Consider the following 14,173-nt stretch of genomic DNA (forward strand, 5'->3'; position numbering starts at 1 on the left):
TTTGTTCCTCCCTCTCTTTCACGAATCGACTGGAGTTCTTCCCATGAAGCCATCCTCTTCCTCCCTGCGATGGGCATCCGCGCTGCTGGGCCTGGCCGCGCTCGCCGCCTCGGGCTCGGCCCTGGCCGCCAAAGACGTGGTGCTGGCCATCGGCTATCAGCCCGAGACGCTGGACCCGTACAACACCAACACCACCATCACGACGGCCGTGACCAAGACCTTCTATGAAGGCTTGTTCCAGTTCGACAAGGACCTGAAGGTGCAGAACGTGCTGGCCGAGGGCTACGAGGTCTCGAAGGACGGCCTGGTCTACACCATCAAGCTGCGCAGCGGCGTCAAGTTCCACGACGGCACCGACTTCAACGCCGAGGCCGTGAAGTTCACGCTCGAGCGCGTGCTGAACCAGGACAACAAGCTGCTGCGCTACAACCAGTTCAACCGCGTGGGCAAGGTCGAGGCGCTGAACCCGACCACCGTGCGCATCACGCTGAAGGAGCCCTTCGGCCCCTTCATCAACTCGCTGGCCCATGCCTCGGCCGCGATGATCTCGCCGACCGCGCTCAAGAAGTGGGGCAACAAGGACATCGCCTTCCACCCCGTGGGCACCGGCCCCTTCGAATTCGTCGAATGGAAGCAGACCGAGGCGGTCAAGGCCAAGAAGTTCGACGGCTACTGGAAGAAGGGCTTCCCGAAGGTCGACACCGTGCAATGGAAGCCGGTGCTCGAGAACAACACGCGCGCCGCGATGATGCAGACCGGCGAGGCCGACTTCGCCTTCCCGATCCCCTACGAGCAGGCCGAGCTGCTCAAGAAGAGCGACAAGCTCGAGGTCGTGGCCTCGCCCTCGATCATCACGCGCTTCCTGGCCTTCAACATGCTGCAGAAGCCCTACGACAACCAGAAGGTGCGCGAGGCCATCGGCTACGCCATCAACAAGGAAGCGCTGGCCAAGGTGGCCTTCGGCGGCTATGCGATTCCCGCGCAGGGCGTGATGCCCCAGGGCGTGAAGTACGCCGAGAAGATGGCGCCCGTGCCCTACGACGTGAAGAAGGCCAAGGAACTGCTGGCCGAGGCCGGCTACCCGAACGGCTTCGAGTCGGTGCTGTGGAGCGCCTACAACAACACGACCAGCCAGAAGACCATCCAGTTCGTGCAGCAGCAGCTCGCGCAGGTCGGCATCAAGCTGCAGGTGCAGGCGCTCGAAGTGGGCCAGCGCACCGAGCAGGTCGATGCCTGGCCCGATCCCAAGACCGCCAAGGTTCGCCTGTACTACACCGGCTGGTCCTCGTCGACCGGCGAGGCCGACTGGGGCCTGCGCCCGCTGTTCGCCTCCGAATCGTGGGCGCCGAAGCTCAACAACATGTCGTTCTACAAGAGCGAGGTGGTCGACAACGCGCTGGCCAAGGCGCTGGTGTCGGTGGACGAGGCCGAGAAGGCCGCGCTCTACAAGACCGCGCAGGAGCAGATCCGCAAGGACCTGCCGCGCCTGCCGCTGGTGACGGAGCAGAACCTGTCGGCGCATTCGAAGCGCCTGACGGGCGTGTTCGTGATGCCCGACGCCAACATCAACATCGACGCGATGTCGGTGGCGAACTGATCGCGGGTTTCCCGTTTCCTGACTGACCGCGCGATGGCCGGCGGCACCCCGCCGCCGGCCGTTCGCGGCCCCTGCTCCCCATGCTGAACTACTTCCTCAAACGACTGTTGGGCCTGATCCCCACGCTGCTCATCGTGGCGGTGCTGGTGTTCCTGTTCGTCCACATGCTGCCCGGCGACCCGGCGCGCCTTGCCGCCGGCCAGGAGGCCGACGAGCAGACCGTGGCCATGGTCCGCGCGGAGCTCGGACTCGACAAGCCGCTGCCGCAGCAGTTCGCGAACTTCTTCACCCACATGCTGCAGGGCGACTTCGGCACCTCGATCCGCACGCGGCGGCCGGTGTCGATGGAGATCGCCGAGCGCTTCTTCCCGACGGTGATGCTGACCGTCACCAGCATGGTGTGGGCCGTGATCTTCGGCATGGGCATCGGCATCGTGTCGGCCGTGTACCGCAACCAATGGCCCGACCGCATCGGCATGACGCTGGCGGTATCGGGCATCTCCTTCCCGGCCTTCGCGCTCGGCATGCTGCTGATGCAGATCTTCTCGGTGCAGCTCGGCTGGCTGCCCACCGTGGGCGCGGCCACCTGGAAGCACTACATCCTGCCCTCGATCACGCTGGGCGCGGCCGTGGCGGCCGTGATGGCGCGCTTCACGCGCGCCTCGTTCGTCGAGGTGATCCAGGAGGACTTCGTGCGCACCGCGCGCGCCAAGGGCGTGCGCGAGCGCAGCGTGATCATCAAGCACTGCCTGCGCAATGCGCTGATCCCGGTGGTCACGATGATGGGCCTGCAGTTCGGCTTCCTGCTCGGCGGCTCGATCCTGGTCGAGGCGGTGTTCAACTGGCCCGGCCTCGGCCGCCTGCTGGTCGACGCGGTGCAGATGCGCGACTACCCGGTGATCCAGACGCTGGTGCTGCTGTTCTCGCTCGAGTTCATTCTGATCAATCTCGTGGTCGATGTGCTGTACGGCTTCATCAACCCGACCATCCGCTACAAGTGAGGCCGCCGCCATGACCCAAGCCACCGGCGTGCCTGCCGAATCCACCCTTCCCGCCGCCATGCCCGTGGCCGCGGTCCAGACCGCGGGCAAGGTCCGCACCCCCTGGGGCGAATGCTGGCGCCGCTTCAAGAAGCAGCCCGTGGGCATCGTCGCCGCCCTGTTCGTGCTGCTGCTGGTGTTCGTCGCCGTGTTCGCGCCGTGGATCGTGCCCTTCGATCCCGAGAACTACTTCGACTACGACATGCTCAACAGCGGGCCCTCGGCCACGCACTGGTTCGGCGTCGACCCGCTGGGCCGCGACATCTTCAGCCGCATCCTCGCGGGCGCGCGCATCTCGCTGATGGCGGGCTTCGTCTCGGTGCTGCTCGGCGGCATCGTGGGCACCGCCTTCGGCCTGCTCGCGGGCTACTACGAAGGCTGGTGGGACCGCATCGTGATGCGCATCTCGGACGTGCTGTTCGCCTTCCCCGGCATCCTGCTGGCGCTGGGCGTGGTCGCGATCCTCGGCAGCAGCATGACCAACGTGGTGGTGGCGGTGTCGGTGTTCAGCGTGCCGGCCTTCGCGCGGCTGGTGCGCGGCAACACGCTGGTGCTCAAGCAGCAGACCTACATCGAGGCCGAGCGCAGCATCGGCGCCTCGGACTGGACCATCGTCGTGCGCCACATCCTGCCCGGCACCATCTCCTCGATCGTGGTGTATTTCTCCATGCGCGTGGGCACCTCGATCATCACCGCGGCCAGCCTGTCCTTCCTCGGCATGGGCGCTCAGCCGCCCACGCCCGAATGGGGCGCGATGCTCAGCGAGGCGCGCGCCGACATGGTGACCTCGCCCCACGTGGCGCTGTTCCCCAGCCTCGCGATCTTCTTCACCGTGCTGGCCTTCAACCTGCTGGGCGACGCCCTGCGCGACGCGCTCGATCCGAAGATCGACCGGCAATGAGCGCGAGCGCCCTGCCCCGCATCGGCGACCTGCGCCCGGGTCCGCGCGACGCGATCAGCGACGTCGCCGGCGTGACCGTGGGCCACCGCACGCTCGCCGAGGGCCCGGTGCAGACCGGCGTGACCGTGATCCGCCCGCATGCCGGCGACCCGTTCCGCGACAAGGTGCCGGCGGCCGCCGTGGTGCTCAACGGCTTCGGCAAGAGCATCGGGCTCGTGCAGCTCGAGGAGCTCGGCGTGCTCGAGACCCCGATCGCGCTGACCAACACCTTCTCGGTCGGCACCGTGGCCGGCGCGCAGATCCGCGACTGCATCGCGAACAACCCCGAGACCGGGCGCTCGCTGCCGACGGTGAATCCGCTGGTGTTCGAGTGCAACGACGGTTTTCTCAACGACATCCAGCGGTTGGCCGTGGGCGAGGCGGACTACGTCCTGGCATTGGCCGATGCGGGCGTGGATTTCGCGCAGGGTTCGGTGGGCGCGGGGCGCGGCATGTCGAGCTTCCAGCTCAAGGGCGGCATCGGCAGTGCTTCGCGCCTCGTGCCGGTGGGCGAGGCTTCGCACACGGTGGGCACGCTGGTGCTCGCGAACTATGGGCGGCAGCCCGAGCTGCGGCTGGCGGGGCATGCGGTGGGCGAGCGCCTTGCCGCGCTCGTGGCCGAACGGGCCGTGGCGCCAGAGCCCGAGAAGGGCTCGATCATCGTCGTGGTCGCGACCGACGCGCCGCTCGATGCGCGCCAGCTGCGCCGGCTCGCGCTGCGCGCGGGGGCCGGGCTGGCGCGTACCGGCTCGGTCTTCGGGCATGGCAGCGGCGACATCGTGCTGGCCTTCTCGACTGCCTACACCGTGCCCGACCGCGCCGAACGCGCGATGCCGGCCGTGGCGATGCTGCACGAGACGCAGCTCGACGGGCTGTTCCAGGCGGCGGCCGATGGGACCGAGCAGGCGATCCTGCATGCGCTGTGGCGGGCCGAGCCGGTGACCGGGCGCGATGGCAATCACCGCGCAGCGTTGGGCGAGCTGCTGTCCCCTTCTCTCTTTTCTTGATTTTTCTTGCTGGGTGCCCCCATGAAAGTGCTGATCTCCACCGATATCGAAGGCGTGGCGGGTGTCTATCACCCCGAGCAGACGCGGCAAGGCAATCCCGAGTACGAGCGCGCCCGGCTGCTGATGGCGCACGAAGCCAATGCGGCGATCGCGGGGGCCTTCGATGCGGGGGCGGACGAGGTGCTGGTGAACGACTCGCACGGAGGGTTTCGCAACATGCCGCCCGATGTGCTCGATCCTCGGGCTCGCGTGGTTCAGGGGAAGCCGCGCTATCTGAGCATGGTGGCGGGGGTGGAGGAAGACGGGGTCGAAGCGGTCTGCATGGTCGGCTACCACTCGCGGGCGCAGGGGCGCGGGATCCTGGCGCACACGATCAACAGCTTTGCGTTTGCGGGCATCTCGCTCGGCGGGCAGGAACTGGGCGAGGCCGGGCTTTATGGGGCGCTGGCGGGGGAATATGGGGTGCCGGTGGTGATGGGCAGTGGGGACGATGTGTTCATTGCCGAGAACCGTGGCTTGTTTCCTCAGGCTGTGTTCGTGGAGACGAAGAGGGCTACGGGGAATACCAGTGGCGTTTCTTTGTCGCCTGAGAAGTCGCGTGAGGCGATTCGGGCGGGGGTTCGAGTCGCGCTGTCTTCGCGGGCCAAGGTTCTTCCGCTGGTGCTCGAAGGGCCGCAGACCGTGACGCTGAGGACGCAGACTGCGGCGCTGGCGGATCTGTTTTGCCAGTGGCCGGGGTTTGAGCGGGTCGATGGGGTAACCCTTCGGTTTGTGGCTGCTGATGTCGAGAGTGCGGTTCGGATGTTGAACTGCTGCTCTGCGATGTCTTCCATGTTGCGCTGAGATCTGACTTTCTTTTTCTCTGCTTAGGTCGTTGGCCGGGTCTCGCCCCGGCGGGCGACTTACTTTTCTTGTCTCGCCAAGAAAAGTAAGCAAAAGAAGGCGACCCCACTGTCTGTGTCCCTCCGCTTCGCTACGGGCAACCTGCGGTGCTCGGAGAAAGCGGGGGTCCGCAGAACTCGCTTCGCTCAAACAACTGCGGCCCTTATCCCGCTTTCTCCTGCGCTCCTCGGCACAGCCAGAGGGGATGAGGGTCAACGCGCCATGGCGCGTCCTTGTGTGGGGAGTGCGCGTGCGTAGGCCCTGGATCTTTCATTGGCCGAGCGAAGCGACGGGCCGTTGGACCTTTGTGGCCGAGCGCAGCGATGGCCCGACCCACCCCCTCTGGCTGCGCCGAGGAGCGCAGCGTTTCGCGGATCAGGGCTCGCAGCTGTTTGAGCGAAGCGAGTTCTGCGAGACCCCGCGAAACGCGAGCACCGCAGGTTGCCCGCAGCTTCGCTGCGGGTCGCAGACAGTGGGGTCGCCTTTTATTTGCCTAAATTATTTTGGCGAAGCAAAAGAAAGTAGGTCGCCCGCCGGGGCGAAATCCCGGCTCCTGCCTCTGCAAGAGCAGAACGCCCCCAAAGAACCCCGCCCCCTGAAACCAACTCCCCACATTCCTAAAATCCACCCTGCACCCCGCACCCGCCTTTATCCAGAATAAGCATCCAACCGCCCGCAAACCCGCATGAACACTGGCGAATAAGCTTATCCGCATAAGGCGCGAACCAAAAAATAGTTTGGTTCCATAAGGCACGCTTTCAGAATCCCGGCTTCTTGCTGGCGCGCTGGACGCACCGCACTTCAAGACAAGACTCACGCACGATGTACCAATACACAGACTTCGACCGCCAGTTCGTTCATCAACGAGCCGCCCAATTCCGCGACCAGCTCGAGCGCTGGCAAAAGGGCCGCCTCCACGAAGACGAGTTCCGTCCCCTGCGCCTGCAGAACGGCTGGTACGTGCAGCGCTACGCCCCGATGCTGCGCGTGGCCGTGCCCTACGGCGAACTCTCGAGCCGCCAGCTGCGCGTGCTCGCGAAGATCGCCCGCGAGTACGACGAGCCCGAGGCCGAGGTCTACAAGAAGGCCATCGAGACCCAGGGCCAGCTCGGCAGCCAGAAGCTGCCCACCCACTACGCCCACTTCTCGACCCGCCAGAACGTCCAGTTCAACTGGATTCCGCTCGCCAAGTCGGCCGACGTGATGGACCTGCTCGCCTCGGTCGACATGCACGGCATCCAGACCAGCGGCAACTGCATCCGCAACATCACGAGCGACGAACGCGCCGGCATCGCGATCGACGAGGTGGCCGATCCGCGCCCCTACGCCGAAATCATGCGCCAGTGGAGCACGCTGCATCCCGAGTTCGCGTTCCTGCCGCGCAAGTTCAAGATCGCGATCACGGGCGCCGACGAGGACCGCGCGGCCACGGGCTGGCACGACGTGGGCCTGAAGCTGGTGAAGAACGAGGCCGGCGAGATCGGCTTCCGCGTGCAGGTGGGCGGCGGCATGGGCCGCACGCCGATCGTGGGCACGGTGCTGCGCGAGTTCCTGCCGTGGCAGCAGATCATGAACTACCTCGAGGCCGTGATCCGGGTCTACAACCGCTACGGCCGCCGCGACAACATCTACAAGGCGCGCATCAAGATTCTGGTGAAAGCCGAAGGCCAGCGCTACATCGACGACGTCGATGCCGAGTACAAGCAGATCCTCGAGCACGACGGCGCGCCGCACACCATCACGCAGGAAGAGTTCGACCGCGTGGCCGCCTCCTTCGTGCCGCCGGAACTGGCCACCCGCGTGCTGCAGAGCGCCGAGAAGACCGACGCCGAGCTGCGCGCCCATGCCGCCGACGACGTGCAGTTCGCTCGCTGGCTCGCACGCAACGTGGCGCCGCACAAGAACCCGGCCCTGCGCGCGGTCACGCTGTCGTTCAAGCGCCTGAAGCAGGCGCCCGGCGATGCCTCGGCCGACCAGCTCGACACGCTCGCGCAACTGGCCGACCGCTTCTCGGCCGGCGAAGCCCGCGTGACGCACGACCAGAACGTGGTGCTGCCCTGGGTGCACGCCGAAGACCTGCATGCGCTGTGGCTCGCCGCCCGCGCGGCCGGCTTCGCGAGCGCCAACGTGCACCTGCTGACCGACATGATCGCCTGCCCCGGCGGCGACTTCTGCGCGCTGGCCAATGCGCGCTCGATCCCGATCGCCGAGGCGATCACCGAGCGCTACCAGGACCTCGACGAACTCGACGACATCGGCGAGATCGACCTGCACATCAGCGGCTGCATCAACTCCTGCGGCCACCACCACAGCGGCCACATCGGCATCCTGGGCGTCGACAAGGACGGCAAGGAGTGGTACCAGGTCACCCTCGGCGGCTCCGACGGCTCGGCCCTCAGCGGCACGCCGCAGGCCGGCAAGGTGGTCGGCCCCTCGTTCTCGGCGGCCGAAGTGCCGGGCGTGATCGAGGCCGTGCTCACGACCTACCGCGACACCCGCGAGAACGGCGAGAACTTCATCGACACGCTGCGCCGCGTCGGACCCGACCCGTTCAAGGCCGCGGCCAACGGTGCGCGTTTCAAGGTGGAGGAAGCAGCATGAACAAGACGCTCAACATCCTGGCGGCCGAGGAACACGTGGACGACGGCGACCCGAAGGTGCTGCAACTGGCGAACGACGCCGATCCGCTCGCGATCGAGGTCTGCCTGTCGGACATCGAACGCATCGACCTGCACTTCCCGAAGTTCACCGACGGCCGCGCCTACAGCCAGGCCTTCCTGCTGCGCCGCCGCCTGGGCTTCAAGGGCGACATCCGCGCCACCGGCGACGTGCTGATCGACCAGCTGGTGCAGATGGAACGCACCGGTTTCTCGAGCGCCGTGCTCAAGGAAGGCGTGGACGCCTCCGACGCGCAGCGCCAGTTCGACCGCTTCTCGGCCTTCTACCAGGGCGACGCGGTGCAGACCGCGCCGCACTTCGCGGCCGGCAACTGAGTACTCCCAGCAAAGCTTGATTCATCCATGAGCATCGACCTCGCACGCATCAACACCGAACTCGGCCGCAACGCCGAAGGCCTGGTGGACTGGGCCATCGGCCTGGGCCAGAACGCGATCGTCACCACCAATTTCCGGCCCTTCGAGGCCGTGATCCTGCACATGGTGACGCGCGCCAAGCGCGACGTGCCGGTGATCTGGATGGACAACGGCTACAACACCGAGGCCACCTACCGCTTCGCCGACGAGGTGACGAAGCAGCTGGGCCTGGACCTGCACATCTACCTGCCGCGCCGCTCGCGCGCGCACCGCGAGGCGGTCGACGGCCCGACGCCGGCGCTCGACGATCCGCGCCACGCCGCCTTCACCGAGGAAGTGAAGCTCGAGCCCTTCGCGCGCGCCCTGCGCGAGACGGCGCCCAAGGTCTGGTTCACCGCGCTGCGCGCCACCGACACGGCCGTGCGCGCGCAGATGGAGCCGGTCAGCATCAACCCCGACGGGCTGATCAAGGTCGCGCCGCTCTTGCACTGGTCGTCCAAGGACCTCTACGCCTACTGCGAGGCGCACGGCCTGCCGAACAACTTCGACTACGTGGACCCGACCAAGGGCGAGGACAACCGCGAATGCGGCCTGCACCTCTCGCATTGAACGCACGCTCCACGACACTGAACCTCCAGCGCCCCACCCGATGAACGCCCGTACCGAATCCGAACTGCTGCTGCCGCCGGCGCACCTGTCCAACACGCACCTCGATGCGCTGGAAGAAGAAACCATCTTCATCCTGCGCGAAGTGGCCGCGGCCTTCGAGCGCCCCGCGCTGCTGTTCTCGGGCGGCAAGGATTCGCTGGTGCTGCTGAAGTGCGCCGAGAAGGCTTTCGGCGTCGGCCGCCTGCCCTATCCGCTGCTGATGATCGACACCGGCCACAACTTCCCCGAAGTGACCGACTACCGCGACCGGCGCGCCAAGGAACTGGGCGCCGAGCTGATCGTGCGCAGCGTCGAGGATTCGATGAAGCGCGGCACGGTGCGCCTCGCGCACCCGGGCGAATCGCGCAATGCGCACCAGTCGGTGACGCTGCTCGAGGCGATCGAGGAATTCCGCTTCGACGCGCTGATCGGCGGCGCGCGCCGCGACGAGGAGAAGGCCCGCGCCAAGGAGCGCATCTTCTCGCACCGCGACAGCTTCGGCCAATGGCAGCCCAAGGACCAGCGCCCCGAGCTCTGGACCCTGTTCAACACCCGCCTGGCACCGGGCGAGCACTTCCGCGTGTTCCCGATCTCGAACTGGACCGAACTCGACGTCTGGCAGTACATCGAGCGCGAGCACGTCGGCCTGCCCTCGATCTACTACACGCACAAGCGCGAGGTGGTCGAGCGCCGCGGCCTGCTGGTGCCGGTGACCGAACTGACCCCGCCGCGCGACGGCGAAACCGTGCAGGTGCGCGACGTGCGCTTCCGCACCGTGGGCGACATCACGACCACCTGCCCGGTCGAGAGCCTCGCGGCCGACGCGGGCGACGTGGTGCTCGAGACGCTGTCGGTCGATGTCAGCGAACGCGGCGCCACCCGGATGGACGACATGACCTCCGAAGCTTCGATGGAAAAACGCAAGAAAGACGGTTACTTCTGATGAGCGCGACGACCACTGCAATCCCTGTCACCGCCGATGTCCAGGGCGACACCGGCACCGCGCTGCGCTTCATCACCTGCGGCTCGGTCGACGACGGCAAGAGCACGCTGATCGGCCGCCTGCTGGTCGACAGCAAGACCGTGCTGCAGGACCAGCTCGCTGGCGTGCAGCGCGGCGGCGAGACCGACCTCGCGCTGCTGACCGACGGCCTGTCGGCCGAGCGCGAACAGGGCATCACGATCGACGTGGCCTATCGCTACTTCTCGACCGCCAGGCGCAAGTTCATCATCGGCGACGCGCCGGGCCACGAGCAGTACACGCGCAACATGGTGACGGCCGCCTCGGCCGCCGACGCCGCCGTGGTGCTGGTCGATGCCACCAAGCTGGCCTGGGCTGCCGAGGTGGAGGACGGCACGGTCGTCAAGCGCGAGCTGCTGCCGCAGACGCGCCGCCACACGCTGCTGACGCACCTGCTGCGCGTGCAGTCGATCGTGTTCGCGGTCAACAAGCTCGACGCCATCGCCGATGCCGGCCTGGCCTTCGAGCGCATCTCGGCCGCGCTCGACGCCTTCGCCGAAGCCGCGGGCGTGCAGGTGGCCGCGATCGTGCCGATCTCGGCGCTCAAGGGCTGGAACGTGGCCACGCGCCATGCCGACTGGGTCGGCTACGAGGGCCCGAGCCTGCTCGAGCTGCTCGAACAGCTGCCGGTGACGGCGCAGGACGAATCGGTGCCCTTCGCCTTCCCGGTGCAGTGGGTCGAGAAGTTCTCGTCCTCGGCCGATACCTCGCAGGGCCGCCGCGTGTTCTGGGGCCGCGTGGCCTCGGGCCATGTCGAGCCGGGCCAGCGCGTGACCGTGCTGCCGAGCAACCAGACCGCCACCGTGGCCCAGGTGCTGAGCCACGCGCGCCAGCCCAAGACCGTGCATGCGGGCCACAGCGCCGGCATCGTGCTCGACCGCGAGGTCGACGTGTCGCGCGGCGACTGGCTGCTGGCGCCCGAGGCCTTCGAGCCGGTGCGCGAGATCACCGCCACCGTGGCCTGGCTCGACGACGAGCCGCTGGTCGCGGGCCGCGTCTACTGGGCGCTGCAGGGGCATCGCTGGGTCAAGGCCAAGGTCGCGCGCATCGTCGACCGGGTCAACATCACGACGCTCGAATCCGAGCCCGCGACCCAGCTCGAGGCCAATGCCATCGGCGACGTGGTGCTCGCGCTGCAGCAGCCGCTGGCGGTGCTGCCGTTCACGCGCTCGCGCACGCTGGGCTCGCTGGTGCTGGTCGATACGGCCTCGCATCGCACTTCCGCCGCCGTGCTCGTGCAGCCGAGTGCCGCAAAGGCCTAAAATCAAGGGTTTTTCCCGACCACAGAACGCATACAACGCCAAATGACCCACGTCGTCTCCGAAGCCTGCATCCGTTGCAAATACACCGACTGCGTGGACGTTTGCCCCGTCGACTGCTTCCGCGAAGGTCCCAACATGCTGGTGATCGACCCGGACGAATGCATCGACTGCGCGGTCTGCATCCCCGAGTGCCCGGCCAACGCGATCTTCGCCGAGGAAGACCTGCCGGCCGACCAGATCGCCTTCATCAAGCTCAATGCCGAGCTGGCCCAGGCCGACGGCTGGAAGAGCATCACCAAGCGCAAGCCCGCCCTGCCCGACGCCGACGAGTGGAAGGACAAGGCCGGCAAGATCTCGGAGCTGGTGCGCTGAGCCAGTCCCCCGCCCCCATCGAGACCGACGCCCTGATCATCGGCGCCGGCCCGGTGGGGCTGTTCCAGGCCTTCCAGCTCGGCCTGCTCGAGATCTCCTGCCACATCGTCGATGCGCTGCCCGCCGCGGGCGGCCAGTGCGTGGCGCTGTACGGCCACAAGCCGATCTACGACATTCCCGGCACCCCGGTGACCAGCGGGCGCGATCTCGCGCAGTCGCTGCTGGCGCAGGTGGCGCCGTTCAAGCCGGTCTTCCATTTCGGCGAGCAGGTCGCCACGCTCGAGCGCCAGGCCGACCAGCGGCTGCTGCTGGGCACCTCGGCTGGCCGAAGCTTCCTCGCGAAGACGGTGTTCATCGCGGCCGGCGTCGGCGCCTTCGTGCCCAAGCGCATCGCGCTGGAAGACATCGGCCGCTTCGAGGGCGAGTCGCTGTTCTATCACCCCGACTCGCTCGAGCGCTTCGCCGGTCAGGCCGTGGTGGTCAATGGCGGCGACGACACGGCGCTCGAAACCGCGATCGCGCTGACCGCCATCGCCAGGCAGGTCACGCTGGTGCATCGGCGCGACGGCTTCCAGGCCGACGAGGCCACGGTGGCCGCGATGCGCGCGCTGGTGGCCGAGGGCCGGCTGGGCTTCCGGGTCGGCCAGCCCAGCGGCTTCGACGGCCACGTGCTGCGCATCGCCACGCCCGATGCCAGCACGGTCGAGCTGCCGCTCGATGCGCTGGTCGCCTGCCTCGGCATCTCGCCGCGCCTCGGGCCGATCGCCGACTGGGGCTTCGAGCTCGAACGCAAGCAGGTGCCGGTCGACACCGAGAAGTACCAGACGCGCGAAGCGGGCGTGTTCGCGGTCGGCGACATCAACACCTACCCGGGCAAGAAGAAGCTGATCGTCTGCGGCTTCCACGAGGCCACGCTGGCCGCCTGGGGCGCCGCGGCCCTGGTGTTCCCCGGCAAGGCGATCCCGCTGCAGTACACGACCACCAGCACCCGGCTGCACGAGCTGCTGGGCGTGGCCGGCAAGGCCTGAGCCGCGCTCAGCCCAGGGCGGGCAGCAGCGCGCGGTACTCGGCGATGAAGCCGCCGATGGCGGCCACGTAGCGCTCGATGTCGGCGTCGCCCAGCGGCAGCGACAGCACCACGAAGCCGCGCGGCGAGGTGTAGATGCCCGCGTTCAGCAGGTGGAAGAACAGCAGCTGGCGCAGTCGCCCATCGACCGCCGCGAGGTCGGCCACGCGCCGCACCTCGCCCTGCAAAAAATGCGCGTTCATCAGCGAGCCCACGCCCGTGAACTGCAGCGCCACGCCCTCCTTCGCGCCCAGCGCGTTGAGCCGCGCGCGCATCGCCTCGCCGCGCTCGGCCAGCGCGCCGGCCGCCTCGGGCGTGAACAGCCGGGTGAGGCCCGCCTGGCCGGCCGCCATGGTCATCACGTTGTTGTTGAAGGTGCCCGAGTGCGCGAGCGCCCCGGTGCGTGGGTCGAACTGCGCCATCACGTCGGCGCGGCCGCCGAAGGCGCCGAAGGACATGCCGCCGCCGATGTACTTGCCCAGGGTCGTGAGGTCGGCGCGGATGCCCAGCTCGTTGGCGAGCCCGCGCGGGCCCAGGCGCGAGGTCATGACCTCGTCGAAGATCAGCAGCGCGCCGGCCGCCGTGGCCGCCTCGCGCAGTGCCCGCAGGAAATCGGGCTGCCCCGGGATGCAGCCGGCCGCGCCCTGCATCGGCTCGACCAGCACGGCCGCGATCTGCGAGGCCTGCTCGGCGATGCGCGCGCGCGCCGTCTCGGCGTCGTTGTAGGGCAGCACCAGGAAATCGAAGGGCACGGTGGTGGGCAAGGGCTGGTCGCCGAAGCCCAGCACGCCGCCGTGATAGCCGCCCGAGAACACCACGATGCGGCGCCGCCCCGTGAAGTGCAGCGCGGCCGTGAGCGCCATCAGGTTGGCCTCGGTGCCCGAGTTGGTGAAGCGCAGTCGCTCGACCTGCGGGAAGCGCTCGCGGATGGTCCGCGCCAGCCGGCCCTCGAGCAGGTTGTGGCCCGTGAGGTTGACGCCGCCCTGCATCGCCTCGATCACCGCCTCGCGGATCTCCGGGGCCGAGTGGCCGTAGACGCCGGCCGTGTACTCGGCGATGAAGTCGGCATAGCGGTGGCCGTCGGCATCCCATAGCGCCGCCCCCTCGCCGCGCGCGATGGTCAGCGGGAACGGCGCGTAGAACAGCACCGAGCGCGTGTTGCCGCCGGGCATGGACTCGGCATTGGCCTCGAACTGGCGCCGGCTGGCGGGGTTGGCCTCGGTGAAGCGGCGGTGCGCCTCGGCCAGGGCATGGTCGATGGGGGCAAGGGTCATGGCGGCTCCTGGAAAGGGTTGAAGGGCTGGAA

General features: G+C 67.9%; 13 protein-coding genes. 12 read left to right on the forward strand and 1 reads right to left on the reverse strand.

Translation table 11 applies throughout. The annotated features are described in order from the left end of the window. The first annotated feature begins 43 nt into the window (after window positions 1-43). From gsiB to ACEN9J_RS07165, 12 genes are all read left to right on the forward strand, one after another. Complete coding sequence (gene gsiB, locus ACEN9J_RS07110) at window positions 44-1,597, forward strand: glutathione ABC transporter substrate-binding protein GsiB (RefSeq protein ID WP_057591101.1); 1,554 nt, start codon at window positions 44-46, stop codon at window positions 1,595-1,597. A gap of 80 nt (window positions 1,598-1,677) precedes the next feature. Then, window positions 1,678-2,598 carry a glutathione ABC transporter permease GsiC gene (gene gsiC, locus ACEN9J_RS07115; RefSeq protein ID WP_057591102.1) on the forward strand — a complete coding sequence of 307 codons (921 nt, stop codon included), beginning with the start codon at window positions 1,678-1,680 and terminating at the stop codon, window positions 2,596-2,598. A 10-nt stretch (window positions 2,599-2,608) separates the two neighbouring features. Then, window positions 2,609-3,538, forward strand: coding sequence for a glutathione ABC transporter permease GsiD (gene gsiD / locus ACEN9J_RS07120; RefSeq protein ID WP_057591103.1), 930 nt, complete (start codon window positions 2,609-2,611; stop codon window positions 3,536-3,538). After that, window positions 3,535-4,584, forward strand: a complete 1,050-nt coding sequence (locus ACEN9J_RS07125) for a P1 family peptidase (protein ID WP_413763679.1) — start codon at window positions 3,535-3,537, stop codon at window positions 4,582-4,584. The genes gsiD and ACEN9J_RS07125 overlap by 4 nt, the downstream gene beginning before the upstream one ends. Window positions 4,585-4,605: 21 nt before the next feature. After that, window positions 4,606-5,427: a M55 family metallopeptidase gene (locus ACEN9J_RS07130; protein ID WP_413763680.1), complete on the forward strand. Its 822-nt coding sequence runs from the start codon at window positions 4,606-4,608 to the stop codon at window positions 5,425-5,427. An 861-nt stretch (window positions 5,428-6,288) separates the two neighbouring features. Further along, window positions 6,289-8,067: a nitrite/sulfite reductase gene (locus ACEN9J_RS07135; RefSeq protein ID WP_413763681.1), complete on the forward strand. Its 1,779-nt coding sequence runs from the start codon at window positions 6,289-6,291 to the stop codon at window positions 8,065-8,067. Then, entirely contained in the window at window positions 8,064-8,459 is a 396-nt protein-coding gene (locus tag ACEN9J_RS07140; protein WP_057596678.1) for a DUF934 domain-containing protein, read from the forward strand. Before ACEN9J_RS07135 ends, ACEN9J_RS07140 begins: the two co-directional genes overlap by 4 nt. A gap of 27 nt (window positions 8,460-8,486) precedes the next feature. Then, a complete protein-coding gene (locus ACEN9J_RS07145) occupies window positions 8,487-9,107 on the forward strand; it encodes a phosphoadenosine phosphosulfate reductase family protein (RefSeq protein ID WP_057596677.1) in 621 nt (206 codons plus the stop codon). 40 nt (window positions 9,108-9,147) lie between these two features. Beyond that, a complete protein-coding gene (cysD, locus tag ACEN9J_RS07150; RefSeq protein WP_057596676.1) occupies window positions 9,148-10,089 on the forward strand; it encodes a sulfate adenylyltransferase subunit CysD in 942 nt (313 codons plus the stop codon). Beyond that, the gene (locus ACEN9J_RS07155) at window positions 10,089-11,429 is read left to right on the forward strand and encodes a sulfate adenylyltransferase subunit 1 (RefSeq protein WP_413763682.1); all 1,341 of its coding nucleotides are present in this window, start codon (window positions 10,089-10,091) and stop codon (window positions 11,427-11,429) included. The genes cysD and ACEN9J_RS07155 overlap by 1 nt, the downstream gene beginning before the upstream one ends. Before the next feature lie 42 nt (window positions 11,430-11,471). Further along, window positions 11,472-11,801, forward strand: coding sequence for a ferredoxin FdxA (gene fdxA, locus ACEN9J_RS07160; RefSeq protein WP_203205793.1), 330 nt, complete (start codon window positions 11,472-11,474; stop codon window positions 11,799-11,801). Beyond that, window positions 11,759-12,829, forward strand: a complete 1,071-nt coding sequence (locus ACEN9J_RS07165; protein ID WP_413763683.1) for an NAD(P)/FAD-dependent oxidoreductase — start codon at window positions 11,759-11,761, stop codon at window positions 12,827-12,829. The genes fdxA and ACEN9J_RS07165 overlap by 43 nt, the downstream gene beginning before the upstream one ends. A 7-nt stretch (window positions 12,830-12,836) precedes the next feature. Here ACEN9J_RS07165 and ACEN9J_RS07170 read toward each other — a convergent pair whose 3' ends face one another. Next, window positions 12,837-14,141 carry an aspartate aminotransferase family protein gene (locus tag ACEN9J_RS07170; RefSeq protein ID WP_413763684.1) on the reverse strand — a complete coding sequence of 435 codons (1,305 nt, stop codon included), beginning with the start codon at window positions 14,139-14,141 and terminating at the stop codon, window positions 12,837-12,839. Window positions 14,142-14,173 lie beyond the last annotated feature (32 nt).

It is taken from the genome of Variovorax sp. Varisp41 (assembly GCF_047325085.1).
Lineage (GTDB): Bacteria > Pseudomonadota > Gammaproteobacteria > Burkholderiales > Burkholderiaceae_C > Variovorax.